The organism is Mesorhizobium sp. M0243 (genome assembly GCF_040321775.1).
In the GTDB taxonomy this organism is placed as follows: Bacteria; Pseudomonadota; Alphaproteobacteria; order Rhizobiales; family Rhizobiaceae; genus Mesorhizobium.
This window is the reverse complement of sequence record NZ_JAMYSF010000021.1, coordinates 45461-70965: the sequence shown is the minus strand read 5'-3', so window position 1 is coordinate 70965 and position 25505 is coordinate 45461. Positions and strand designations below refer to the sequence as shown.

Annotated in this window: 26 protein-coding genes; 13 read left to right on the top strand and 13 right to left on the bottom strand. The window is 61.5% G+C overall.

The genetic code is table 11. The annotated features are described in order from the left end of the window. Positions 1–232 precede the first annotated feature (232 nt). On the top strand, positions 233–3343 hold the full coding sequence (locus tag NKJ11_RS24075; protein WP_352794396.1) for a CheR family methyltransferase: 3111 nt from the start codon (positions 233–235) through the stop codon (positions 3341–3343). Further along, positions 3340–3720, top strand: coding sequence for a response regulator (locus tag NKJ11_RS24070; protein WP_023809467.1), 381 nt, complete (start codon positions 3340–3342; stop codon positions 3718–3720). Before NKJ11_RS24075 ends, NKJ11_RS24070 begins: the two co-directional genes overlap by 4 nt. Positions 3721–4147: 427 nt before the next feature. On the opposite strand, the gene NKJ11_RS24065 is transcribed toward NKJ11_RS24070, so the two are convergent. Together NKJ11_RS24065 and NKJ11_RS24060 are read right to left on the bottom strand one after the other, a co-directional pair. Beyond that, positions 4148–5326 carry a zinc-dependent alcohol dehydrogenase gene (locus tag NKJ11_RS24065; protein ID WP_023809466.1) on the bottom strand — a complete coding sequence of 393 codons (1179 nt, stop codon included), beginning with the start codon at positions 5324–5326 and terminating at the stop codon, positions 4148–4150. 76 nt (positions 5327–5402) lie between these two features. After that, positions 5403–6188, bottom strand: coding sequence for an SDR family NAD(P)-dependent oxidoreductase (locus tag NKJ11_RS24060; protein ID WP_127292248.1), 786 nt, complete (start codon positions 6186–6188; stop codon positions 5403–5405). 330 nt (positions 6189–6518) lie between these two features. Here NKJ11_RS24060 and NKJ11_RS24055 point away from each other — a divergent pair, with 330 nt between their 5' ends. The 8 genes from NKJ11_RS24055 (at position 6519) to NKJ11_RS24020 (ending at position 10062) form a co-directional block, all read left to right on the top strand. Further along, the gene (locus NKJ11_RS24055; RefSeq protein ID WP_023809464.1) at positions 6519–6785 is read left to right on the top strand and encodes a hypothetical protein; all 267 of its coding nucleotides are present in this window, start codon (positions 6519–6521) and stop codon (positions 6783–6785) included. Beyond that, positions 6782–7000 carry a hypothetical protein gene (locus NKJ11_RS24050; RefSeq protein ID WP_023809463.1) on the top strand — a complete coding sequence of 73 codons (219 nt, stop codon included), beginning with the start codon at positions 6782–6784 and terminating at the stop codon, positions 6998–7000. The genes NKJ11_RS24055 and NKJ11_RS24050 overlap by 4 nt, the downstream gene beginning before the upstream one ends. 4 nt (positions 7001–7004) lie before the next feature. Then, positions 7005–7223 (top strand): hypothetical protein, encoded by a 219-nt coding sequence (locus NKJ11_RS24045; protein ID WP_352441966.1) that lies wholly within the window; start codon positions 7005–7007, stop codon positions 7221–7223. Positions 7224–7307: 84 nt separating this feature from the next. Next, positions 7308–7538 carry a hypothetical protein gene (locus NKJ11_RS24040; RefSeq protein ID WP_031212583.1) on the top strand — a complete coding sequence of 77 codons (231 nt, stop codon included), beginning with the start codon at positions 7308–7310 and terminating at the stop codon, positions 7536–7538. Between the two features lie 157 nt (positions 7539–7695). Continuing rightward, positions 7696–8151 carry a hypothetical protein gene (locus tag NKJ11_RS24035; protein ID WP_352551570.1) on the top strand — a complete coding sequence of 152 codons (456 nt, stop codon included), beginning with the start codon at positions 7696–7698 and terminating at the stop codon, positions 8149–8151. After that, positions 8148–9368, top strand: coding sequence for an NRAMP family divalent metal transporter (locus tag NKJ11_RS24030; RefSeq protein ID WP_023809459.1), 1221 nt, complete (start codon positions 8148–8150; stop codon positions 9366–9368). The genes NKJ11_RS24035 and NKJ11_RS24030 overlap by 4 nt, the downstream gene beginning before the upstream one ends. Then, on the top strand, positions 9368–9727 hold the full coding sequence (locus NKJ11_RS24025) for a hypothetical protein (RefSeq protein ID WP_352794395.1): 360 nt from the start codon (positions 9368–9370) through the stop codon (positions 9725–9727). Before NKJ11_RS24030 ends, NKJ11_RS24025 begins: the two co-directional genes overlap by 1 nt. Positions 9728–9729: 2 nt before the next feature. After that, on the top strand, positions 9730–10062 hold the full coding sequence (locus tag NKJ11_RS24020) for a hypothetical protein (RefSeq protein WP_352551568.1): 333 nt from the start codon (positions 9730–9732) through the stop codon (positions 10060–10062). A 31-nt stretch (positions 10063–10093) separates the two neighbouring features. Here NKJ11_RS24020 and NKJ11_RS24015 read toward each other — a convergent pair whose 3' ends face one another. Then, positions 10094–10420 carry a hypothetical protein gene (locus NKJ11_RS24015; RefSeq protein ID WP_352441969.1) on the bottom strand — a complete coding sequence of 109 codons (327 nt, stop codon included), beginning with the start codon at positions 10418–10420 and terminating at the stop codon, positions 10094–10096. Between the two features lie 352 nt (positions 10421–10772). Beyond that, positions 10773–11009: a GNAT family N-acetyltransferase gene (locus tag NKJ11_RS24010; protein ID WP_352794429.1), complete on the bottom strand. Its 237-nt coding sequence runs from the start codon at positions 11007–11009 to the stop codon at positions 10773–10775. A gap of 427 nt (positions 11010–11436) precedes the next feature. On the opposite strand from NKJ11_RS24010, the gene NKJ11_RS24005 reads away from it, so the two are divergent. Further along, positions 11437–11634, top strand: coding sequence for a hypothetical protein (locus tag NKJ11_RS24005; RefSeq protein WP_013530427.1), 198 nt, complete (start codon positions 11437–11439; stop codon positions 11632–11634). Positions 11635–11759: 125 nt separating this feature from the next. Here NKJ11_RS24005 and NKJ11_RS24000 read toward each other — a convergent pair whose 3' ends face one another. After that, a complete protein-coding gene (locus NKJ11_RS24000) occupies positions 11760–12278 on the bottom strand; it encodes a YciE/YciF ferroxidase family protein (protein ID WP_013530428.1) in 519 nt (172 codons plus the stop codon). 435 nt (positions 12279–12713) lie between these two features. Here NKJ11_RS24000 and NKJ11_RS23995 point away from each other — a divergent pair, with 435 nt between their 5' ends. Then, positions 12714–14276, top strand: coding sequence for a GMC family oxidoreductase (locus NKJ11_RS23995; protein WP_128303899.1), 1563 nt, complete (start codon positions 12714–12716; stop codon positions 14274–14276). A 67-nt stretch (positions 14277–14343) separates the two neighbouring features. Here the strand turns inward: NKJ11_RS23995 and NKJ11_RS23990 are convergent, their stop codons facing one another. The 8 genes from NKJ11_RS23990 to NKJ11_RS23955 all read right to left on the bottom strand — a co-directional run bounded on the left by NKJ11_RS23990 (position 14344) and on the right by NKJ11_RS23955 (position 24526). Continuing rightward, a complete protein-coding gene (locus NKJ11_RS23990; protein WP_128303900.1) occupies positions 14344–15870 on the bottom strand; it encodes an aldehyde dehydrogenase family protein in 1527 nt (508 codons plus the stop codon). Continuing rightward, positions 15870–16676 carry a creatininase family protein gene (locus tag NKJ11_RS23985; RefSeq protein WP_352551562.1) on the bottom strand — a complete coding sequence of 269 codons (807 nt, stop codon included), beginning with the start codon at positions 16674–16676 and terminating at the stop codon, positions 15870–15872. The genes NKJ11_RS23990 and NKJ11_RS23985 overlap by 1 nt, the downstream gene beginning before the upstream one ends. After that, on the bottom strand, positions 16673–17647 hold the full coding sequence (locus tag NKJ11_RS23980) for an ABC transporter permease (RefSeq protein WP_352551560.1): 975 nt from the start codon (positions 17645–17647) through the stop codon (positions 16673–16675). The genes NKJ11_RS23985 and NKJ11_RS23980 overlap by 4 nt, the downstream gene beginning before the upstream one ends. A gap of 10 nt (positions 17648–17657) precedes the next feature. Beyond that, the gene (locus NKJ11_RS23975) at positions 17658–18680 is read right to left on the bottom strand and encodes a Gfo/Idh/MocA family protein (protein ID WP_352551558.1); all 1023 of its coding nucleotides are present in this window, start codon (positions 18678–18680) and stop codon (positions 17658–17660) included. An 11-nt stretch (positions 18681–18691) separates the two neighbouring features. Next, a complete protein-coding gene (locus tag NKJ11_RS23970) occupies positions 18692–21235 on the bottom strand; it encodes an ATP-binding cassette domain-containing protein (RefSeq protein ID WP_352551557.1) in 2544 nt (847 codons plus the stop codon). Positions 21236–21351: 116 nt separating this feature from the next. Further along, the gene (locus NKJ11_RS23965) at positions 21352–22371 is read right to left on the bottom strand and encodes a sugar ABC transporter substrate-binding protein (RefSeq protein WP_023809448.1); all 1020 of its coding nucleotides are present in this window, start codon (positions 22369–22371) and stop codon (positions 21352–21354) included. Positions 22372–22530: 159 nt separating this feature from the next. Continuing rightward, on the bottom strand, positions 22531–23469 hold the full coding sequence (locus NKJ11_RS23960; protein WP_352794394.1) for a threonine ammonia-lyase: 939 nt from the start codon (positions 23467–23469) through the stop codon (positions 22531–22533). Next, positions 23459–24526: a succinylglutamate desuccinylase/aspartoacylase family protein gene (locus NKJ11_RS23955; RefSeq protein ID WP_352794392.1), complete on the bottom strand. Its 1068-nt coding sequence runs from the start codon at positions 24524–24526 to the stop codon at positions 23459–23461. The genes NKJ11_RS23960 and NKJ11_RS23955 overlap by 11 nt, the downstream gene beginning before the upstream one ends. A 129-nt stretch (positions 24527–24655) precedes the next feature. Here NKJ11_RS23955 and NKJ11_RS23950 point away from each other — a divergent pair, with 129 nt between their 5' ends. After that, on the top strand, positions 24656–25441 hold the full coding sequence (locus tag NKJ11_RS23950; protein WP_023809445.1) for an IclR family transcriptional regulator: 786 nt from the start codon (positions 24656–24658) through the stop codon (positions 25439–25441). Positions 25442–25505: the final 64 nt, after the last annotated feature.

Genomic DNA, 25505 nt, shown 5'->3' with positions numbered 1-25505 from the left:
CGATCCGGGACGGCCCCAGCATGGGAACTTCCAAGCGATCCAGGCTCCCCTGATACCACCGGCGTCGGGAGTTTTATGTCAGCAGATCGTTTTGCCATTGAACACCATTGATATCGGGTTCAACGTCATCCCTGACGTCTTGTTCCATCCGTCTTGCGCGCTATATGGTTGTGTCCTGTCCGATCCGGCCTTGAGGGGATTTCAGGTCGGGTCGGCGAAAGGGGGACATGCCGTGACTGCCCGATCGACTAGATTTCCCATCGTCGGCATCGGCGCGTCGGCGGGCGGCATTCCCGCGATGGAAGGTCTGTTCAAGGGCGTGACCGGTCAGCCTGGTATGGCTTTCGTCATCATCACGCATCTCAGCCCCAAGCGCGAAAGCCTGTTGCACGAGGTCATCAGCCGCTACACCGAGATGCCTGTCATCGTGATCGGGGACGGCATGGTGGTTCAACCCGACCACGTCTATGTGATGCCGCAAAACGTGACATTGGCCATTGAATCGGGGGTGCTGCACCTGCGACGGCCGAATGGGCTTACCCAGGAGCGCAAGCCCATCGATATCTTCTTCGCTGCATTGGGCGAAGACCAGGGCGAATATGCCGTTGGCGTCATCCTGTCGGGCGGTGATTCCGATGGAACCCTGGGTGCCAAGGCCATCAAGGAGCGGGGCGGGTTTACCGTCGCGCAAGCGCCGGACGGCTACGGGCCGCGCAATCCCGACATGCCGCAGAGCGCTATTGCCAGCGGACTCGTCGATGTCGCTGTGCCCGCCGAGGAGATCGGGGCGAAGCTGGAGGCTTTCGCCCGCGGCTTCGACCCGTTGGAGGGGCTGACGGAAGAAGATGGCGACCATACGGCCGACATCGATAAGGTGCGAGAACAGATATACGCCATTCTGCGCAGCCACTCCGGCCACGACTTCTCGGGCTACAAGACCAAGACATTCCTGCGCCGCGTGAAGCGGCGCATGCAGATCGCCCAGGTCCATTCCATCAGCGCTTATATAGACTGGCTGAAGAAGGATGCTCGCGAGGTGATGAGCCTTTTTCGCGATCTGCTGATCAATGTCACCAACTTCTTTCGCGACCCCGATGCCTTCGAGTTGCTCGAGCGAAAGATCATACCGCAGCTGTTCGAAGGCAAGACCGCCAGCGACACCGTCAGGGTCTGGGTTCCCGGGTGCGCCACGGGCGAGGAGGTGTTCTCCATCGGCATCCTGCTGCGCGAACACATGGAGAAGCTTACGGTCGTTCCGCGCGTCCAGATATTCGCCACCGACATCGACGAGCCGGCGCTGGCGGTGGCGCGGGCGGCACGCTATCCGGAAGCCTTGCTGCAAGGTCTTTCTCCCGAACGCAAACAGCGGTTTTTCAACGGCGATGGCGAAAGCTATGTCATCAGCAATGCGATACGCGAACTGTGCATCTTCTCGCCGCACAGCGTCATTCGCGATCCACCCTTCTCGCGCATGGACTTGGTCTCCTGCCGCAATCTGCTGATCTATTTCGGCCCGATCATCCAAAACCGCGTCATCCCTGTCTTCCATTATGCGCTGAAGCCCGGCGGTTACCTTTTCCTTGGCACCTCCGAAAGCGTCGGGCAGCACGACGATCTGTTCGCCACCGTCGACAAGAAACATCGCATCTTCCATGCGCGGGAGCATGCGTCACCGCACATCAGACTGCCGGCCTTGATCGGGGAAAGTCATTCCAGCGTCTTCCCATCCGAAAGCGCCGGCTCGAAGAAGGGACTTGTCGGCTATCCCTTGCGGCAGGCAGTGGAGGCGCAGGTGCTGGAACGGTTCGCGCCGCCGCATGTCCTGGTCAACGCCGAGGGCGATGTCGTCTATTATTCGGCCAGGACCGGCAGATATCTCGAAGCGCCACAAGGGATTCCCAGCCGGCAGTTGCTGACGATGGCAAGGCGTGGGCTGCGGCTGGATCTCCGCGCCGCACTGCGCGAAGCGACGACCACGCGCCGCACAGTGGTGCGGGAAAACCTCACCGTGGAGGAAGACGACGAACGGGTCCAGCCGATCAGGCTGACGATCGAGCCGCTCGCGGAACGCGGCAACGGCGAGCCGCTTTACCTTGTCCTTTTCGAGCCGTCGGGCCCGACGCAGGCCCGCTCAGAGGAAGACGGCGGCAGCCGTGACAGTGACAGCACCGCCGATCTCGAGCGGGAACTGCGCGATACCAGAGAGCGCCTGCAATCGATGATCGAGGAATACGAGACCGCGCTGGAGGAGGTGAAATCGTCGAACGAGGAACTCGTCTCCGTCAATGAGGAGGCGCAATCCACCAATGAGGAACTCGAAGCCTCGAAGGAGGAGATGCAGTCGCTCAACGAGGAACTCAACACGATCAATGCCGAGTTGACGGCCAAGATAGAAGAGCTCAATCACGCTAACGGCGATCTGCGCAACCTGTTCGAAAGCACTGACATCGCGACCATTTTCCTCGACCGCAGCCTTGTGGTCCGCACCTTCACGCCGGCGGCGTCATCCTTCTTCAGCCTGCGCCCCTCCGATGTTGGCCGGCCGCTGACGGATTTGTCGAGCCAACTCGACTACCCAGAGTTGAAGCAGCACATCGACAAGGTGTTCGAGACAGGCGAGATCCTGAATCACCATCTGGCGCGCGATGCCAGGGGCTTGTTCCACATGGTCCGCATCAATCCCTATCGGGACAAGGGCAACAGGATCCAGGGCGTGGTGGTGACACTTGTCGACGTTACCACGCTGGCACAGGCAGAAGAGCATCAGCAGGTGCTCATCTCGGAACTCAACCACCGGGTCAAGAACATGCTTGCGGTGATCGCCAGCATTGCAAGCCGCACGCGGGAAAGTTCTGATACGAAGGAGGAGTTCGCGGATGCGCTGATCGGCCGCCTGCATGCCATGTCGCGGGCCTACGGCCTGCTGACCCGGGAGAGATGGAAGGAAGCCTCGGTCAGGGAATTGCTCCAGCAGGAGCTCGAACCCTTCGGCATCGAGCGGGTTGAACTCGATGGCGCAGACGTGAAATTAGGCCCGCAACAGGGGCTTTCCCTCAGCATGGCCATTCATGAACTGGCCACCAACGCGGCCAAGTATGGCGCTTTGTCAAAAACCGACGGCAAGGTCAGTGTGCAATGGTCGATCGAGGATGAAAGTTTCACATTTGGCTGGCGAGAGAAGGACGGTCCTCTTGTCGAGGCGCCCTTGGACAACGGCTTTGGCCTGACCTTGTTGCAAGGAGAAATCGGTTACAGGCTCGGCGGCCATGTCGAGACCGCGTTCCACAAGGACGGCCTCAGCGTCCAGATCGCGTTTCCGGCAAATCACAAGGAGGCGCCGTGAGCGACGACAGGCCGCGCGTTCTGGTGGTCGAGGACGAATGGCTGATCGCCGAAGACGTCGCGTCTCGCCTGCGTGCGGCGGGTTATCCGGTGATCGGCCCGGTCTCGTCGGTCGCCGCGGCTCGTCAGCTTATCGATGCAGGCAAAGCCGACGTGGCGCTGCTGGACATTCAATTGAACGGTGAAACAAGTCTGCCCGTGGCCGAAACATTGCTGGCTCGCGGCATCCCCTTCGCATTCATGACCGGATTTGGGCCGCGCGACGTTCCCACACCCTTCCGAAACTGCAAATTCGTGCCGAAACCGGCAGGCGACGCTGCACTTCTCAACACCCTGGCCGACCTGGCATCGCTTCGTCCCGACAAACACTCGCTGTGATTTCAAGAGGCCGGTTTCGATCAGTCCAGGGGCTTGTCGGTCGGCCTAGGCGTGGTGCTCGCCTGACGCGGCCGCCCGGCGTTTCGATTGGCAACCGGATTGTCCAGCGGCGGGGCCGATGGCCGGGATGTGCCGGCGGTTTTCGGCGTCAGCGGCTTGGCACCGGCATCTGTGTCACTGGCGTCCCGTCTCGGGTGCGGCAGAGCATCGGCGTTTGGCGACCGGACGCTGGGTTTCGATGTGGGATTCTCATTGCTCATGGCGATAACTTCCTTCGCAGCGGGCGGGCACGACAGTCTCGTCGCCCTGAGTTTATTCTGCGGGTCAACCGCCGCCACGGTCGAAAGTTCCAGGTTCCTCGGCAGCGTCGGTGCTATCCTTGGCGGGGAATCCGCGCAAGGTGGACCCCGCGCAAGATACCGACATCTCAGCCATGCGGTCGCATCACCACCTTGATGCAGCCATCCTGCTTGTCACGGAACGTCTTGTAGAGGTCCGGTCCCGCTTCGAGGTCTGCCCGGTGCGTGATCACGAAGGAGGGATCGATGTCGCCCTTCTGTACCATGGCCAGGAGCGGTTCGAGATAGCGTTGCGTGTGCGTCTGACCCATCCGGAAGGTCAGTCCCTTGTTCATGGCGGCGCCGAACGGAATATGATCGACGAGGCCGATATAGACGCCGGGCACCGAGATGGTGCCGCCTTTGCGGCAGGAGTAAATTGCTTCGCGCAATACATGCGGCCTATCGGTGCCGAGATAGACGGCAGCCTTGACCTTGTCGAGCATGGAGTCGGCACTGGCGCCGGGATCCGACTCGGTACCGACACAGTCTATGCAGCGATCCGGACCGCGGCCATCGGTCATCGCCATCAAGGCGTCGTAGATATCGGAGTTGCTGAAGTCGAGCGTCTCGGCCTTGCCGTGCTCGCGAGCCATCGCCAGCCGCTCCGGCACCTTGTCTATGGCAATGACGCGGCCGGCGCCGAGCATCCATGCGCTCTGAATGGCGAACTGACCAACCGGACCGCAACCCCAGATGGCGACGGTTTCGCCTGGCTCGATGCCGGCGTTTTCAGCCGCCATATAGCCGGTTGGAAAGATGTCGGAGAGGAACAGCACCTGTTCGTCGTCCATTCCCTCGGGCACCTTTATCGGACCGACATCAGCGAAAGGAACGCGCAGATATTCGGCTTGCCCTCCCCAATAGCCGCCGACCAGATGCGAATAGCCGAACAGGCCAGCCGGGGATTGTCCCATCACTTCGGCAGCCTGTTTGGCATTGGGATTGGACCTGTCGCAAAGCGAGAACAGCCCCTTCTGGCAAAACCAGCATTCGCCGCATGAGATGTTGAAAGGCACCACGATGCGGTCGCCCTTTCTGAATTTCGAATGGCCGCTGCCGACTTCCACGACCTCGCCCATCGTCTCGTGTCCGAGCACATCGCCCGACTCCATCGTCGGCATATATCCGTTCATCAGATGCAGGTCCGAGCCGCATATGGCGCAACAGGTGACTTTGATGATGACGTCACGATCATCCTCGATGGCGGGATCAGCCACCTGGTCGCATCGAATGTCGCCTTTGCCGTGCCACGTGAGCGCTTTCATGATGGTGCTCCTGCCTTGGAAGAAGGTCGGCAGAAGAGTCTGCCCGACATTTTGGTTCTGGCGTGAAGGCTGAAGGTCAGCCTTTGGAGGCAGAACCCGGCTCGGCCATCTTGCGGTGCTGTTCGGCCAGCGTGCCTGCCGGCGTCACATGTGCCGCGGCGACCTGCAGCTTGTTCTTCCAGCCGCTGATGACTTGTTCCTCACCGTCCATCATCGCCTCGTAGCCGGCCTCGGCCACATCGGCGGGATTGTCCTTCTCATCGGTGCCGACCTTGGTATCCATCATTTCGGCGCGTTCGAAGAACCGCGTCTGCGTTGCCCCGGGCATCAGCACGGTGACTGTGACTCCTGTGGCCTGCAACTCATGACGCAGTGCGATCGAGAAGGAATCGATGAAAGCCTTGGTGCCGTTGTAGACCGCCTGGAAAGTGCCCGGCATGAAACCAGCGATCGATCCTGTGAAGAGAATGCGGCCTCGGCCGCGGCGTGCCATCCTGGCTCCGAGTTGATGCGCGAGATAGACTGTCCCGGTGATGTTGGTGTCGATGATGCGGCGTACTTTTTTCCAATCCTGATCGACGAAACCACGGCCGAGCCCACGTCCGGCATTCAGGAACAACAGGTCGACATCGCGATCGCCGATCCCGGCGATCAAACGATCGACACCCTCCTCGGTCGCCAGATCGGCCTCGATGGCTTCGACAGTCACACCATGCGAACCGAGCGCCTCAGCTGCCTGCTGGATCGCGGGCTCGTCGGCGGCTAGGATCAGGTGGTAGCCGTCCTTGGCGCACAGTTTGGCGAGTTCCTTCCCAATGCCGCTCGAGGCGCCCGTCACCACGGCCAATTTTTCATTCGTCATCTCGTCCTCCGAGCTTCGCTTCGGCCGAACTACTGTCGGGACGGATTGTTCCGTACGGAGAGGTTGAATGCGTGGCCGTATGCAGGCCGTGACAAGGATTTGTTCTTGAGTTCAATGAACACGCGGCGTGGAGAGGTGGAACAACTCAGGTCCGGGCGAGTTCGATATCATGCAGCATCGTTGCTCCCCTTGTTTGATGCTGCACGATCGGGTCCCCTCAGCCTGATCCGCTCGCGCTTTCTATCGGAAAGCGCGAGCATCTAATCACCTCGACAATCATGTTTTGGAACAACAAACCCGTTCGGCAGTTCGGGGCGCAGGAGGAATAAAATGCAATACGCCGAAGAAATCGCGCTCAGGCGCGTGAAAATGCTGGTCGAACAATATGTTGTCGCCAGGAGCAGGAGATATGATTTCGTCTCGACGGAACTTGCCTGCAAGGCCATTCGCCAAGTCGTACGAAGTCCGATCGAAGACGCCGAACTGGACCATTTGCTGGCTAGAAGCGCGGTCAAACAGGGGCTTTCGGTGCGGTTCGACCGAATAGGTCATTGGCAGGCGGCTTCGCCCGAACTCAGCCAGGAGAAATCGGCATGAGAGCAGTGCTATTGATGTCAGCGGCATTACTCGCCTTGGCGGGGTGCAACGACAATGCCGATCCGGCCAAGTCCAAGACGGACACTACGAACAGCCAGCCGGTGGACAAGAATCCCACGACGGACACCAACCCGACGCCGCAGACCAGCACCGGCGGCGACCAGCAAGGTACGCAGCCAACGCAGCCCGCATCTCCAAAGCCAAGTGGCGACTAGGCCTATGGAGCGACGCAACGCAATAATCTCGCTGGTGATAGCGGCGGTCATCATTGTCGGTTTCATCGTCGGCTTTTTCTACGTTGACATGGGCTGGCAGACCTCCCCGCTGAAACGTGCGCCGGAGCAGAACCAGGGCGGCAATGCCCCGGCGGACACCGCCCCGGCTGCGGGCGTCCAGAAAAATCCCAGGGAAAACACGGAAATGCCGGGGCAACAGTGATCGACGGCCGGCAGCAACAGGAGAGGGCGACCTCGCGGTGACCCTGCCGAACTGAGTTCAATACAGCACCGATCTGGAGTGTGGATGATGGGCATCCTTTCCGACCTCGACAAGAAGCTGACGGACAATATGTACGAGCATGGCAGCGAATTCACCGATGCGGTTTCGGATCTGCCGGAAGCAGTCGTGGAAGCGGTCGAACGGCTGATGTTTTTCATCCAGCCCGACGCGCGCGATACAGTCAGAACTCAGGTTCTCGGCCTCATTCACGAATACAGAATCCAAGACGCGCCGAACGGGGATCGCCCCGCCTGACCTTCAGCTTACGCTGGTGCGGCAATTGAAACCGATCGGGACCTGGCTCGCCGCCTCGTGCTCCGGATCGGCGGACGCGGTCGTTGACGGACCCGACGAGTGCTCTAGATCAGATTTACGCCGGCCACGGTTTTGTTGGGTCGGGGGAGACTATTCGGTGGCGCACCAAACGCCTGATTTGATCGTTAGACGCCGCTATCTCAGGCACGACTGCTTGTGCTTGCTGTTGCTGATGTTGTCGGCATGCTCATCTTCCGATCAGATCGAGCAGCAATCACGAACAGCGGCCTCCGCATCGCAGACCGTGTTGATGGCGCTGGACGCCTGGGCGGCAGGGGCGGCGCCGACCGCATACACGGTGGGTACGCTGCAATCGATCGGCGAGACGCTTACCGACGCCGGGGCGCAAATCCGGTCCGCGCAAACCAGTGAACCCGCCGAGCAAGCTTCACTGACAAAGGCAGTCTACGATTTGTCGGTCGCGGTGGCGCGTGCAGAGGCCGGATTGCAGGCGGGCGACCGGCCGGAAGTCCAAGACGCGCAACAGGATCTACGGCTGGCGTCGCGTTCGCTCGCTACCGCCTACGCCAAGTATTTCGCGCCGAAGCCATGAAGAAGCTCATGGAAATATCCCTCGGCGTCGTCACCAGCGTCGGCGGCTTCCTCGAAGTTGGGTCCATGGCGACGGCGGCGCAGGCAGGCGCGATGTTTGGCTTCCAGTTGATCTGGGCGGTGGTGCTAGGCACCATCTGCATCATCTTCCTTGTCGAAATGTCCGGCCGGTTCGCGGCCGTGAGCCATCACACGATCTCCGACGGCATCCGCGAGAGATTCGGCTTCAACGTCTTTCTATGGCCGTTGCTGGCCGCCCTGCTGGTCAATTTCCTGGTGCTGTCCGCCGAGATCGGCGGCGTCGCCATTGCGCTCGAATTTGCCACCGGCATAGGCTTCCAGTGGTGGGCACTGCCGGTGGCTTTGCTGGCGTGGCTGCTGCTTTGGAAAGGCACCTTCGGCTTCATCGAGAAGGGCGTATCTATTCTCGGTCTGGTGACGCTGTGTTTCGTCGTCGGAGCGGTGATGCTGAGACCCGATTGGACGGCAGTCGCAAGGGGCGCCGTGCCTTCGCTGCCGGTCCACGATGCCGCCAATTACTGGTTCATGGCGGTGAGCATTCTCGGCGCCTCGATATCGCCCTACCTCTTCATGTTCTATTCCTCGGGGGCCATCGAGGACCGGTGGGACAAAAGCTATCTCGGAGCCAATCGGGCCATAGCGGGGTTGGGCATGACTTTCGGGGGGACCATCTCGATCGGCGTGTTGATCGTGGCCGCTCTCGTGCTCGCCACGCATGGCGTCACCCAGGTGGACGACTATCACCAATTGCCGTTGATGCTGATATCCATATTCGGCTTCTGGGGCTTCGTGCTGTTTGTTGCCTCCCTCGCCATTGCCTGCTTCGGCGCCGCACTAGAGGTCGGGTTGCAACAGGCCTATCTTGTGGCCCAGGGTTTCGGCTGGAATTGGGGCGAGGATCGCAAGCCGCGCGACGATCCGGGTTTCAGCGCCACCTACACGATATCATTGCTTTTGGCGGCTATTCCCATCGCGCTTGGTCTCGATCCGCTGAGGCTCACCATCTTTTCCATGGCGCTGACGGCAGCCAGCCTGCCGCTGACGGTCGTTCCTTTCCTGTTTCTGCTGAACGACAAACGTTATGTCGGCGAGCATCGCAATGGCTTTTTGTCGAATGCCGCCGTCATCTTCATCATCGCGCTTGGCTTCGTACTGGCGGTGGTGACCATCCCGCTGCAGATATTCGGGGGCACATGATGAAGTTGCTGCGTGATCTCCTCGACAAGCAGGTGGTCGACCGCGAGCAGATCAAGATCGGCAAGGTCGACGGGCTGGTGGCGGAGTTGCGGCCTGGCAAGCCGCCTCGGATCATTGCCATCGAGCTCGGCTCCATCACCCTGGCACGTCGCCTCGGCGCAGGGCCTGGGCGCTGGATGGCGCGGCTCGTGGTCAAGCTGGGTGGCAAGCAGCATGGCGAACCCCATCGGATCGCCTGGCACAAGGTGAAAGATATCGGCATCGATGTCGAGTTCGACATCGATGTGCGAGAAACGTCGATCTTCGCCTGGCAGGACTGGTTGCGCGACCATGTCATCGGGCGCATTCCGGGAGCTTGATAATGACCACGGTCAATCTCGAGCATCTGGCAGGGCGACGAGTACTCTCGCAGCGCGGCAAGAATGTCGGTTATATCGAGGAGATCCACGCCGAACGGGACGGTGACGATTTCCTCGTCACCGAATTCCATGTCGGGGTCTACGCTGCTTTCGAGCGTCTTTCGGCCTCGGCCATAGGCGTGGCGGTGCTGGATCTTTTCCGATTGCGCCGCCGCGACGGTCTATACCGCATCCCTTGGGACAAGCTCGACATCTCCGATCCCGCGCGACCGCGGCTGCTGTGCCCAATGACCGAACTCTCAGGCATGAAGGGCGCACCAGACCTCCATGAATAGGCCGTGGGGTGCTGCATCGTCGGGATCGTTCTCAGCGCAGCATGCTTGCCGCCAGGAAAACCACGGCTGCTATCAAAACGACAGCTGCAATCACCAAAACCGGCCAGTTGGCGCCAGGCCGCAGTTCCGGCTCGCCTTCGACCGGGCGCATGGCGTTGGCAAAGCTGGCATCGTTTTCGAATTCTGGACGATTGCGCGGCGGACTTGTCCCAGCGACCGGATTTTGTGTGTCCGCGGCCTCTGCGTCTGTCTCAAGCGGGGCAATGGCGGGATCGAACCCCGGCGTCTTGTCCTGCGTCGCTCCTGCCTGAACTTCGCCTATGGCCGCGGCAGGGGTCGGACTTGAAACCTTGGCCATGATTTCTCCCTTTCAACCACGCCCTGGCAGACTTGCACTTGTGAGCGCGGCGAGAGCAAAGCTTGCGTGCGCCGGAGCGGCCTACCACGGTCGATTTGCTCGCCATGCGGTCCTCGTAGCGCACGCCAAACTTCTGCCGCCGCCGATTTGTTCCAAGCAGCAACACCCACGGCCTGAGTCGGTTCACACGAGGCTGTGGCGCTCAAGAATTTGGCTGTGGAGCATGGCGTCGCAAATTGGCGTTGGATCAGCCTTGGCAGATCATATGAACAGTCACTGCTCGCTGCGGGAAAATGAACCGACCCGTCGCTGCCTCGCGATTGAGGCCATGACGGCAGGTTCCCGATCAATTTCACAGCAGATCTTTCCGAAGGAAGATGCGGGCATGTCCAGGGATCCCGAATTCGACTTTGCCAAATTCCTCGAAACCATGGCGCATGTAGAATACCGGTGCCTGGAAACTGCTCGTCTCCACGACGGCCTTCTTACAGCCACGCCGGATGGCTTCTTCCTCGACAGTCCTGAGAAGTTGTGAGCCAAAGGATTGGCCACGCAACTGCTCAGGCAGGAAGAACATGTCGAGAAACAGGAGCCCGAGCTCCGTTCTGCCCCAAAGCCCGCCCCAGACTCTTCCTGAGTGGTCGCAAAGCTCCGCTCCGATGACAGCTCGGTCGTCGATCCCGGTCTGTGCGATGTTGTATTGATAGAGCGCTGCGGCGGCCCGCGCTCTATCATCCTCGCTTTACGTCAAAGCGGTTGTAAATCTCTCGGATCGGAATCACATGCATTTTCCTCCTGGGTGGGCACAGGCATGAGACCCGCCGGCAACGTCGGTCACGGCCAAGATGAACTCGTTGCCAACGCCAAGAAAATAAATCCGGCAGCCATCTCAGGCGCCTTCGAACGCCGCGGGCTTTGTGGTCTTCACAAAATGTTACGTGAGGGAACGTTCGCGCCTGACTCTTCTTAGGCAATCGAGGCGGTTGTCGCCTCGTGGATTTTGAAGGAGAAGAAGAATGCCCAATCAAGGTGGTAGTCACGAACAGCATGTGAAGGCAGGCCAGCAGAGCCACAAGAACGCCGACAATAAAAACCGTCAGCAACAGCAGGCCGCTGGTGGTGGTCAACGGCAGCAGGGCGATGGATCCGGCATGCGTGGTGGAACCCACGAACAGCACGTGAAAGCTGGCGAACAAAGCCACAAGAACCGCTGATCGCGGTTGATTTCAGCAGACCCACCCCGAAGTATCGGGGTGGGTCTGATTGCATCTGAAGGGGTACCGACGAAGAGGCCGGGTCGCGAAGTCGCCCCGGCGGCTTTGGCGCCGGGCACAACCAGTCAGGCAGCTTGCTCCAGGGCGCGCTCATTGACACCGCCTTCGCCCAGCCCGGAAAGCGCTTCGTCCGTCGCGACCTCCTCTTTCAATGTCTCGTTGAGGAGCTTGACCACGTCGCTCTTGCCAAGCTGTTCAGCCCACGCGACCAACGTGCCATAGCGCGCGATTTCATAATGCTCGACGGCCTGTGCCGCGCCGACCAGCCCTGCATCCAGCGCCGGGTCACCCTTGTATTCGTCGAGAATTTCCGACCCTTCCTCAAGAATGCCGTCGATCGCCGGACAGGTCTTGCCGCGGGCCGGTTTGTCCATAAGTTCGAACACTTGCTCGAGCCGATCGACCTGGCCTTCGGTTTCCATGCGATGTTTCTCAAAGGCCGCGGCCACCTCCTCGGATTCGGCGCCCTTTGCCATCTTCGGCAAGGCTTTGAGTATCTTCTTTTCAGCGTAGTAAATGTCCTTCAGCCCATCGAGGAACAAAGCCTCCAGTCCCTTTGTCGTCGCTCTTTTTGCAGTCGCCATGATTTGTCTCCCTGGATTGTCGTGAAAGCTCACCGGCGGTGTAGCCATGGACTAACTTTCCATGGAAGCAGTTGTTCCCTGGGCGCGACTCGGAAGGGCAGCACGCCAAACACCGCTTTTGTCGAAAACCGATCGCTGTCAAAAGGCGATGGATGATGACGGTGTGAGAACCGCCGGCAGGGGACGGAGAGCACCGGGGTTCTTCGCGCGATATGGAGCAGATGGTGAAAAGAAACCCTTCCGATGGGTTCATATACGAAATCATATTTACATATAAAACAAATCATGATGATCTTGCAGTCGTGCAACGCTAAGGTGGTTGGTTCCGGCGTATATCGCTGAGCCTGAATGCCAGCAGATGATCGTGCACAAATGAAATCAACATGATGTCGCGGTCGAGCCAGCCGTGCATTGGTCGGATCCGGGGAGTACGGCATGCCGTTTGATGTCATCGTTGTCGGAGCCGGCGCAGCCGGGGCTGTTCTTGCCGCCCGGCTCACCGAAGATGCGGCCACGACCGTGCTTTTGCTGGAAGCGGGGCCGGACTACCGGAGCGGCGAGCAACCTGCCGAGATGACGAGCCCAAATCCCTTCAACCTGCTGCTTCCCGATCATTTTCAGCAGCAATACATGTATCCCGACCTGATGGCTCGCCGCACGAAGCGGCAGGAGCATCGGGTCTACTGGCGCGGCAAGGGGCTTGGCGGTTCGACGGCCGTCAATGGGCAGATTGCCATTCGCGGCGTGCTCCATGCATTCGACCGCTGGGAGGAAATCGGATGCAAGGGCTGGTCGGGAGCGGATGTGCTGCCCTTCTTCTGCCGCCTGGAGGACGACCCGATCGCGGCCAATTTTCACGGCAGCGGCGGCCCGATTCCGATCTACCGCGCGCCTGTCGAAAGCTGGGGAAGCGTCGACAAGGCCATGCGCCAAAGCGCGATGGCTCTCGGCCATCCTTGGCATGACGATCTCAATGCTCCGGATGCCGAAGGGGCTTGCACCTATCCCATCAACAGTCGAGCCGGCAAGCGCGTGTCGGTCAATGACGGCTATCTGGAAGCGGCCCGCGACCGGCCGAACCTCACCATCATCGGGCAGGCGACAGTGGACAAGGTGCTTTTCGATGGCAGGAAAGCGATCGGCGTTTTGGCCATCGTGGCCGGTCAGGTTCGCAAATTCGAGGCGCCGCTGATCGTCCTCTCGGCCGGCGCCATCCACTCTCCGGTCATCCTGCAGCGCTCGGGCATCGGTCCGGCGGCTCTCTTGAATCGAAAGGACATCGAGGTGCTTGCCGACCTGCCGGTCGGCGAAGGTTTTTTCGACCATCCTTATTGCCGCATCGAACTGAAGCTGAAGCCGGAATTCAAGGCGACCGATGTCGACGCGCGGCATACCAACTGCTGTGTGCGGATGAGTTCCGGCGTGCCGGGTGCCGAGCGCGACGACATTCTCTACGTCGGCATGAACCATGGCGGTATCGGCGTGGAGTCCGACAGCGCCCAGTTCGGCGAGGCCATGGTCAATCTGATCCTGATGGAGGCCAAGAGCCGCGGCACCGTGCAACTGCGTTCCGCCAACCCTTTCGACCAGCCGATCGTGGAAGAGAACATGCTGGACGATCCAATGGATCTCCAGCGCATGCGTATCGCCTATCGCCACCTCGGCGAGATTGCCCGGCAGGCGCCGATCCAGGCGATCGCCGAGCGCGTCCTGCTGGGGGATTCCGATCTGCCTTTGTCATGGCTCGAAACGGCAAGTGACGAGGAGGTCGACAATTTCCTGCTGGCGCAGTCTTCCGATGCGCAGCATGGGATCGGAGGCTGTTGCATGGGACGGCCCGGCGAGGCCGTGGTCGATCCGGAATGCCGGGTCTACGGTTTGGAAGGATTGCGGGTTATCGATGCGTCGATCATGCCACTCGATTGCCAGGCAAACACCAATCTCACCTCGATCATGATTGGCGAGAAAATGGCCGACAGCCTGCGCCGGTCCACCTGACAGCTCTCTGCCGAACTGCATATGGTCGCGAGGGCAGGCCCGCGCAAAAAGGCGCGGGCCTTGAATGTCAGCGAGTGACGTCCACGGTAATCGTCTTCAGGTCGCACATTTCCATCAGCGTGTGCCGACCCCCGGTGCGACCGAGGCCGCTCTGCGTCCCGGCGGCGCCGCCGGCAGGGATGTGCGGCTCCCAATAACAGCTCATCTCGTTGATGTTGACGATGCCGACCTTCAGGCTTTCAGCAAAGGCAAAGGCGTTCTTTATGGTGCTGGTGAAGACCGCGGCCGACAGGCCGTAGGGGCTGGACGCCGCAAGTTCCATCGCCTCTTCGTCGGTCTCGAAGGTCAGCACCGGTGCAATCGGCCCGAAGGATTCCTCGACATTGAGCAGGCTTTCCCGGGTCAGTCCTGTGACGATCGACGGCTCGAAATAGAGATTGGTGGCAAAGCCCGCTGCCACATTGCCGCCGGTGACGATCTCGGCGCCACGCGCGCGGGCGTCCGCGATGTGGCTGAGCACCTTGTCGACGGCCACCGCATTGTTGATCGGCCCCATCGTCGTCGCGGGATCGAAAGGGTCGCCCATTTTCACCTTCGCGGCCGCTTTCACGAGACCTTCGATGAAACGGTCATGGATGGATTTGTGCACCAGAACGCGTTCGGTGGCCGTGCAGATCTGCCCGGCATTGGCAAAGCAGCCGGCTCCCACCTGGGCGGCGGCCATGTCGATATCGGCGTCGGCCAGGACGATGGTCGGACCGTTGCCGCCCATTTCGAGCAGAAGCGGCTTGCCCGCGCCACGCCGGGCGATCGTCGCGCCGGTGGCGGAACTGCCGGTGAAGCCGATGGCATGGGTGCCCGGATGAACGACCGCCTCGTCGCCCACCTCCGCACCGTCACCCAGAACGAGATTGATGGCGCCGTCCGGCAGGCCCGCCTCGATGAAGCATTCGACAAGTGCAGTGGCAATCAGCGACGTCGTCGGCGCGGGCACCCAGACGACGGTGTTGCCCGTTGCGACGGCCGGTCCGAGATAGTAGAGGCAGGGCAGGGCAAGCGGGAAATTCCAGGGTGTGATGATGGCAAAGACGCCCTTCGGCTGCAGGAAGCTGAAGGCGCGCTTGTTGGCATCGGCAAGCGGAAACGCCGCCGTCTCCAGCCACTTCATCTGTTCTGCCGCATTGCGGAAGCCGAGAGCCGCCGCCGACGCTTCGGCCTTTGCTTCGCTGTGGAACGGCTTACCCTGTTCCAGGCAGAGCAGGCGCGCAAGCTCCTCGGCGCGCCTGTCGATCGCGTCGGCAATGCGCATGCATAGTTGAGCGCGCGCGAAGGTTCCCATCTTGCGCATGGTCTCGCGTGCGCCTTCGGCGGCTTTCACCGCGCGACCGACATCGGCGCGGGTGGAAAGGGAGAGATAGCCGAGATGCTCGCCCGTCGAAGGACTGTCGATTTTCAGGAATTTGCCCGAGCTGCCGGCAATCCACTCGCCGCCGATGCGGTTGATGCCGATGCGGGCGGCTGCTTCCGGCTCCGAGACGATCGCCATGCCGCGCAGGTTGGGGCCTTCGAGAGAAGATTTGAAATGGACTGTCATCATGCGTTCCTTTGGCCGAATTCGGATTGGATGTTCAAAATGGCGGCACGGCTGCGCTCCACGGCTGCGATGAAAAGTCTGCTGCCGGCCTCTGCGCTCGCCTCCGATGGCGTGCCGATGACGCCGTTGTCGCGGATGGCTTCGAAACGGCGCCAGACGGTGACGGCCGGCGCGGCGTAAAGGTGAGGATCCGGCCAGGATGGCGAAGTGCCGCCTGGCGGGATGAGATCGCGGCGAACGCTGTCGCCAAGCACATGCATCATCAACGAGGTTTCAAGCGCGCAAGCGTGACCGGTGCCCGTGGCGGCATCGGGCAGGGCCTCCGCCGCCACGTCGGCGATGAGATCGAAATACGAGAAACCCGCGGTGACGATGCCACGCTGGCCAAGGGTGGTGATCGCCACCTGGATCGCGGCGCGGTTTCCGCCATGGCCGTTCAGCATGACCGGCAGGAAGCCGTCTTCGGCAAGGCAGGTGCAGAGATCGACGAGCACGGCGATGAAGGTCCGCGGACTGAGGCTCATCGTGCCGGAGAAGGAGCGATGATGCTCGGACGAGCCATAGGCGAAAGGTTCGGCGACCCGCATGGAAGCCTGTCCTTCCGCCGCGGCGAGAGCGACTGCTTCCGCAAGCCAGCAATCGACGCCGAGAGGCAGATGCGGGCCATGTTGCTCGACAGCGCCGAGCGGCAGAATGACGACGGGTTTATGCACGCCGGCTGTCGCGTGTCTTTCCGTATCCGGCGAGGTCATCAGCGCAAAGCTGGACCTGGGCGGGATCGGCAAGGCCGGAACTGGCTCGCTCATCGTGCTGCCTCGACGAGCCGCGCCTTGGCGTAGGTCATGCCGGAATCGGCCAGGAGAGCGACCATGATGATTGCACCCTTGTAGAGTTCGAGGCTGGAAGGATCCGTGCCGAACACCCGAAGCGCAGTTGTCAGCAGACTGACGATCAGGGCGCCGACGACCGCCCCCCACACCGTTCCCCGTCCGCCGAAGATACTGGTGCCTCCAAGCACGGCAGCGGCGATCGCGTCCAGAAGCAGCGAGGTACCGCCGATATTGGGCGTCACGACAGGCACCCGGCTGATCATGATCACGGCCGTCAGGAAGACGAAGATGCTGGAGGCGCAATAGACGAGGATCGTGTGTTTCGTCACCGGGATGCCGGCAAGTTCCGCGGCTCCGGCATCCGACCCGAGCGCATAGGTACGCAGCCCGAAACGGCTGTGCCGCATCAGGATTGCTGCTACGGCAACGATCAGGAGCGTTGCGAAGATGACATTGGGAATGCCAAAGCTGCGCTCAATGCCGACCGCGCGAAGCGTCGGATCCTTCAGCATCAGGACGCCTTTGGAGGCAACGGCAAGCGTTGCGCCCTGCAGCGCGACCATTGTGGCCAGTGTCGTCACGAAGGGCGGTATCTTCAACAGTGCGATAACGGCGCCGTTCGCGAGGCCGATCACCACCATCACGGCAAAGCCGACGAGCAAGGCAAGCGGCAGGCCGGCGCCGCGGTCGATCAGGCTGGCGATGAAGACGGCGCAGAAGGCGACGCCGACGCCGGCGGACAGGTCGATGCCCGCCGTCAGCAGAACGATCAGAGCCCCAAGCGCCAGGATGGCGATCGGGGTCGCCTGGGCGACGATGTTGATGAGGCTGGCGGTTGAAACGATGCGGGCGTCGATGAGCGCGAAGATCGCCAGCAGGATGACCAGCAGGATCAACGGCGAGAGGTCGAGAAAGCGCCTGCACCAGATGTTCTGTTGGCGGGTCATGAGGGTTCTCTCATCGGATGTGCCAGTCTTCGACCGGTTCGCGCAGGCCTGATTTGACGCTGCGCAGGATTGCATCATTGACGGCGACGGCGCGCAGGGCGTCGCCAACCGGCATCACGAAAGGGGTATCGTCGCGAACCGCCGAAATGAAATGGTGGACCTCCTCGAAGAGATCCCCGGTGATACGGCCATTGACGGTCGGCCAGTGCAGGGCGTCGGGTTGCGACCACTGTCCATGCGACAGGATGCGTAGACCGTGGTCGCGCACGTCGAGGTCGATCATGCCTTCGGTGCCGATGATTTCCGTGCGTGCCCAGATGCCGGTCGGAACGGTCGGTGGCAGCGTCCAGCCGAAATAGAGCTGTCCGCTCATTCCGTTCGACAACTCGACGGTGGAGAAGATCGCATCTTCGGATCTAACTCCGAGCGAAGGCATGAGCTTGGCGACGGGCCGGGAGTAGACGGCGATGATGTCCGAACCCGAGATCCATTGCAGCGCATCCACGTCATGCACGCCGAGGTAGAAGCAGACGCTCGAATTTCCGTTCATGCGAAGACCGACTTCGCGACTGGTGAAACGGCCGCTGCTGCCGTGGATCGGCTCGCCGATCCGCCCGGATCTTACCGCTGCCGCGGCCTCGCAATAGCGAGGGTCGAACCGCAGGATGTGGCCGACCAACAGGCGTGCGCCGCTTCTCTCCGCTGCTTTCGCGATCGCCTTGGCAGGGGACAGATCATGAGCCATCGGCTTTTCGAGCAGCACCGGCTTGCCGGCATCGAGCAGAATGCGGCAGACGTCTTCATGCAGCGTGTCGGGTGCCGCCACGATATAGGCGTCGGCGGCATTGGCGGTCAGCGCGGTGGTGGCATCGCGGAAATACCGGGCACCGAAATCCGACGCGGCCTTGCTCCCCGTGGCAGCATTCGGATCAACGAATGCCGACAGTTCGGCGACAGGACTCGCGGCAACCACCTGCGCATGCAGGAGACCCATGTAGCCGGCACCGACGATGGCGATTTTCAGCTTGCTCAAAGGGTTTCTCCTTACAGGCATGGTGCAAGGTTGGATGCTGGCCGGGGTGCGCAAGCTTGTGGTGTGATCGTGCGATCACCGAAGGCCAGCGTCATCACGTCTTCTTCCGTCGCCCCACGAGCCAGCGTGCCGACAGAGTGGCCTTCGCGCATGACGACGATGCGGTCGGCAACGCCGAGAACCTCGGGCAACTCGCTCGACACCATGAGGATCGCCGCGCCCTCGGCCTTCAATCTTGCGATTAGGTGATGGAGTTCGGATTTTGCGCCGACGTCGACGCCGCGTGTCGGCTCGTCGAGCAGGATGATCTTCGGCTTAGTGGCAAGCCATTTGCCGATGACGACCTTCTGCTGATTGCCGCCCGAAAGCTCGATGGTCATCTTGTCGGGCTGGGCCGGCCGCACGCCGAGTGAGCCGATGAGATCGCGGGCGAGTGCCAGGATGCGGCGAGGTCTCAGCAGGCCGAAGTGACTGTTATCGCGAATCCAGGCGAGGGACAGATTGTCCCTGATCGACATCGTGCCGACGAAGCCTTCCAGATGCCGGTCTTCGGGTATGTAGACGATGCCGGCGCGATTGGCGGCCTTGGTGTCGCCGCCGGTCTGCTGCCCGCCGAAAATTCTGAGCGTGCCGCCATGCATGGTCTCGAGGCCGGCAATCAGCCTGAGCACCTCGGAGCGGCCGCTTCCCATCAGGCCGGCGAGCGCGACGATTTCGCCCCTGCACACGCTGAGCGTGGCCGACTTCAAGAGCTTGCCATCGGAGATGTTGCTGATCTCGATCGCGGTTTCGCCGACTTGCGCTTCGAGATAGGGGAAGATGTCGCCGACATCGCGCCCGACCATCATGGAGACGATCTCGGCCTCGTTGGTCTGGCGGGTCTGGCGCTCGCCGATGAACCGTCCGTCACGCAGAACGACGACGCGGTCGCACTGGCTGAAGATCTCTTCCATCTTGTGCGAGATGTAGAGGATGCCGGCGCCGCGAGCTCTCAGCCTGTCGATCAGGTCGTAGAGCTGGTCGCGCTCGCGGTTGGAGAGCGCGCTGGTCGGCTCGTCCATGATGAAGAACCAGGCATCGGACAGAACGGCACGGGCAATTTCCACCATCTGCCGGTGCCCGACGGAAAGCGTTCGCAGCTCCGCGCCAATGTCGATATCGAGCGACAGCTCGTCCATGATGGATTTCGCATCGCGCCGCATCCGGGCCCGGTCGAGAAATCCCAGGCGGGTATGCGGTTCGCGGCCGATGAAGAGATTCTCCGCCACCGTCAGGTCCGGCGAAAGGCTGAAATGCTGATGGATGACGCTGATGCCCTTGGCGTCGCTGGGGGAGTGGAACTGGACGGCGTTGCCGTCGATGACGATCTCACCCTCGTCCGGACGATGCAGACCGGAAATGCACTTCACCAGCGTCGATTTTCCGGCCCCGTTCTCGCCGGCAAGTCCTACCACCTCGCCGGCCGAGACGGCAAAGCTGACACCGTCGAGTGCCTTGACGCCCGGAAAAGACTTGCCAAGCCCGCGCAAGGCGATGCTGTGTTTGCCGACCGGTGTTGCGGCGGTGTTGCGGGGCGACGGGGTGGACTTGCGGCCACTGGTTTTGAACAGGGCGGCGACACTCTCCGGCTGGCTGGTGAGAACGGCCACCAGAATGAGGCTCGCGGTCACGAAGTAGATCAGGATCTGTGGTACCTGCAGGAAGGACAGGCCGGTGTTGATGACGCCCAGCAGCAGCGCCCCGATCGCCGTTCCCCAGATGGAGCCCTGGCCGCCGGACAGTTTCGTGCCGCCGATGATGGCGGCTGTGATGGCTGTAAATTCAAGCCCGGTGCCGGCAAGCGGCTGTGCCGAACCAAGGCGGCCGATGGTGAGGATCGCGCCGAGCCCGGCCGTTGCGCCGGCAATCAGGTAGACGGAGATGCGCACGAGGTCGACGGGAACCAGTGAGGCCCGCGCTGCTCCCGCATTGCCGCCGACCGCATAGATCCAGCGCCCGTACACCGTGCGATTGAGCACGAACCACCAGAGGCCCAGGCAGATGGCGGCGATGATGACGGAGACCGGCAGGAGGCCGATCGTCTCGCGTCCCGCGAAAAGCAGGACCGGATCGGCGACCGCGATGCTCGATGCGCCGGAGAGACTGAGCGCCAGGCCGCGCGCAAACGCCATGGTGGCGAGCGTTGCGATGAATGGGGAGATGCCGGCAAAGCCGATCAGCGCTCCATTGAGCAGACCGATTGCGGCACCGCCACCGATCGCGGCGAGAAGGCTCAAGCTCGCCGAGCCGGTTGCCGTGTAGGCAAGGCCCGCGGCGATGCCGGAACAGGCAAGATTGCTGCCGACGGAAATATCAATGCCGCGCGCTATGATCACGGCCGTCATGGCAAAAGAGATGAGGGCGATGACCGCACTCTGCTGCGCGATACTGACAAGATTGCCGGTCGACAGAAAACGCGGATCGATCCAGCCGAAGACGGCGATGGCGACCAGCAGCACCGCGATGAGAACCGGTTCGTTGCGCCGCAGTAACGGAGAGGTCCAGGACTGGAACATGGGTCGGTCCTCTTATCGAGCATCATGCGCGGTCACCACGGAAGCGGCGACGGCGATCGTCAGGAAAAGGGGACGCCGGATGATATGTCATCCGGCGCTTGAGCCGCTTTAGGCTGTTACTTTGCCAGGGTCATGGCGGTCGCCGGAACCTTGGGACCGAGTTGCTCGGTATAGTTCTTGGCTTCCACCGCCTCCTTGTCGGTGTTGATGTATTCGAAGGTGAGGCCATCCGCCTTGAGCTTTGCCGCCGTCGCATCCGAGGTCACGAAATAGGTCGGCATGTAGAGATCCTGCGGCAGCTTTTCGCCGTTGGCCAGGCGAGCGGCAACGGCGATGTTCCAGTAGCCGACACGATAGGCGCCGGTCAGCACGTCCATCACCATCTTGCCGTCGTCGATCAGCGGCTTCATCTCGGCGTCGCCGTCATAGCCGCCGTAGAGCAGCTGGGTTCCCATCGAGCTGGCAACGGAATCGGCGGCCAGGCAAAGGCTGTCGGAGATGCAGCCGATGGCCTTCAGATCCGGATAGGTGGTGAGCCAGGTCTGGGCGGCATTGGTTGCCTTGGCTGCGTCCCAGCCGGTCGGCTCGATGCCGACAACCTTGATATCCGGAAACTCCTTTTTCAGGGTTTCGACAAAGCCTTTTTCGCGCGTGTCGGACACGAAGTTACCACGCGAACCGACGAGCAGGGCGACTTCGCCCTTGCCGCCAAGCGACTTGCCGAGCGCGCGGGCAACCATCGACATGTTGTCGTAGTCCGGATAGAGCGTCGAGTAGTTCGAGCCGGCCTCGACCTTGTTGCCCATGGTGATCACCGGAATGCCGGCGGCGGTGGCTTTCTGGATGACCGGAATGACCGCGTTCTTGTCGATCGGATCGATCAGGATCGCGCTGACGCCCTGATTGATGAAATTCTCGATGATGCTGACCTGTTTTTCCAGACTGCCCTCGGCGCTCTGCCAGGTGGATTTCACCCCATAGTCGGCGGCAGCCACGTCGCCCGCTTCCTTCATGCGGACAAAGAAGGAATTCTGCAGGTCGATTGCCGCAAGCCCAAGAACCTTTTCCGCGGCAAGCGAGGGCGTCGCGGTGGCGAGTGCGAGCAGAGCAATGGATGCTTTCAAGGAAAGGCGCATGTTTCAGTTCTCCTCTTGTTGCGACAGGGCGATTCTTCGCCTCTTTTTCATGTCCCGCACGACGACCGTCCCAGCGACAGGCATTCCGGCGGTATTCCGCGGCACTCGTGCCGTATCCATGTCAGGGCCGCGCCCTGCGTGGACCGGCCTTGCTCGACCTCAGCCATTCAGGCCCTCGACACCGGCGCCGCAGACAAGTCCGGCGATGCGGGCGCCGCGCGGTGGCTTGAAAGCTCCGCTCGTCAACGCGGCCAGCGATGCCGCGCCGCTGAGGTCGGCGGCGATGCCGAATTCGAACCAGAGCAATTCAGCGGCCTTCTGCATGTCCGCATCCTCGACAAGGACGATATCGTCGACGTGCTTGGCGACGATCGCGTAGATGCTTTCATCCGTGCGGCCGCAGGCCATGGTCGCCACCTTCGTCGTTATCTCGGGCAAGCGAACGACACGGCCGGCAGCCAGGGAGGCGTGAAGGGTCGGTGAACCGGTCGGCTCGACACCGATGATCCTGGCTTCAGGTTTGACGTGCTTCAGGACTTCGGACATGCCACTGATAAGGCCGCCACCGCCGATCGCGACGATATAGATGTCGGCATCGGGAATCTGTTCGACCATCTCCAGCGCCACGGTTCCCTGACCGGACACGATCTGCGCATCGGCGAATGGATGCATGTAGAAGGCGCCGCGCGCCTTTGCCTCGGCCGATGCCGCCTCATGCGCTTCATCCCAGACATTGCCTGCGAAGCGAACGTCAGCGCCCCATTTGCGCAGCTTTTCCGCCTTCAGCGGGCTTGCATTGTTCGGCAGGTAAATGGTGGCGGGAACGCCGGCCTGGGCAGCCACATAGGCGGTGGCCAGGCCGTGATTGCCACCGGATGCGGCGATCAGTCCGTTTTCGATCCGGCTTGGCTCGAGCGTTTTAACCCGGTTCGTGGCGCCCCGAATCTTGAAGGAGCCGCTTACCTGGAGGCATTCCAGTTTCAGATAGACATCATTTTGAAGGTTTGCGCCCATGGCATGGTCGAGCTTGACGACCGGGGTGCGCCGTATGAAGGGGGCAATGCGCCGGGCAGCCGCAATGATGTCCTCATGGCTCATCGGTCAGTGCCTCCGGATATTCGTTGGCAAGCACGAAGCAGCAATTCCCCGGACGCACGCGGCCGGGCTGACGCTTGGCGAAAACGATGCCGTCGACGGGGTGAAGGAGATCGATGGGCGCGCGTGACGGCGTGTGGAGGAAGTGAATGCGTCCGGCAAGGTCGCCTTTGCTGACGGCACTGCCGAGCGGGCTCAAGGGCTCGAAGACACCGTCCTCCTCGGAAAGCAGATAGCCTTCGCTTCCGGGCACCTTGAGCACGCGCGCGTTGGCGCCAGGGGCGATGTCAGGCGCGCCTTTCAGGACGCCTGCATGTTTCAGCACATTGCGGATGCCCCTGCGGCAGATGGCCAGCGCATCCGGACTGACAAGGCCGCCGCCGGCCATCTCACTGCCGATAACGATCAGCCCCTGGTGGTTGGCGGACGCGGTCGAAGTCCGGGTTTCACCGAGATTGTCGACCATGACAACGGTCGGCGCCCCGAAGGCGAGCGTCGCCCTGATGTTCTTGCGATGCCCTTGCGCGGTCGGGGATGGCTCAATGATCGCGCTCGGCAAGATCATCAGGGACGAACCGCCGGAATGGAGATCCAGGAAGTAGTCGGCCTTCGGAAACAGGATGTCATGCACATAGGCCGCGATCTGGCTTGTCAGCGTGCCGTTGAAATCGCCCGGGAAACTGCGGTTGAAATTCAACCCGTCGACCGGGGAGGTGCGGGTGCCGGCCTCGACAGCCCGAATGTTGATGGCCGGAATCGCAATGATGCGACCGGCAATATCCCGTGAATCGATCTCGCGCAGAAGCTCGCCGAGCGCGATCGGCCCCTCATATTCATCGCCGTGGTTGCCGCCCTCGATCAGGACCGTCGGACCGTCTCCGTTCTTGATGACGGCGAGCGGAACGCGGACCGTGCCCCAGGCATCGTCGTGCGGCGATTGGGGCACATGGAAGAAGCCGATCTGCTTGCCCTCGCGATCGAAATCGACCGACGTGTAAACACTGTTGTTCCGGGGAGCGATGGTTGCGCGCACAGTGTTTGCAGGTCTCGGTACGGTCATCGGGTCGGCCTCGAATTCATTGTCCGGCCATCATGTCAGTTTTATATATGGTGTCAAGTTTGGATATAAAACCAATGGCAATTCCGATTTCTTATCTCTATCGTGCGCGGACCACCGGGGATTCTTCGAATGTCAGATGACGCAAAAGAGAGTGGCAAACCGACCTATTCGGCCCCGGCGCTGAGCAAGGGCCTGGATGTTCTGGAACTGCTGGCGGAAGCGCGGGCACCCTTGACGATGAAGGAGATCGCGGAAGGCCTCGGCCGTTCGAAGAATGAGATATTCCGAATGCTGATCGCGCTGCAGGAACGTCAATACATCGAGCGCAACGCCGAGACCGACGCCTATTCGTTGACCGACAAGCTTTTCAAGCTGGGGCTGCACACGCCGAGCGCTCAGGATCTCATGTCCGCCGCCATGCCCGAACTGACGCGGATTGCGGGGGACTCAAATCAGTCGCCGCACCTGGTCGTCTTCAATCACGGCTTGACCGTCGTAACCGCGGCCGTTCCCGGGGGCGAGGACATGGCGTTCACGCTACGTCTTGGATACGGCCGCCTGGCCACCGACGCGACCTCCGGCCATGTGATACTTGCCTTCCAGCCGTCAAAGGTCGCGGCGCGGATGATCGATGAAAGTGAGGCGCACTCCCCGGCGCCGCTGGATCGTGACGCGCTGGAAAAGCAGCTTCGGATCATCCGCGCGGACGGCTACTGGATGCGCGAAAGCCGCGACTTCGTCGGCATCACCGATATCTGCTGTCCGGTCATCGGACCGGACGGCAGCGCCGTCGCCTCCATTATCGTCGCCTATATCAATCGCCATACGCGTGAAAGCCGCCATGCCTTTACTCTGGAGGTCCTGCGCGCGGCCTGCGATCGCATCTCCATGAAGTTGTCACCGCGGGTTCGCTGAGGGATCGTGGTGGGCCGGGGGCGCGGACGAAGCACCGTCCGCTGGCCGTTTGCACCGGATTGGT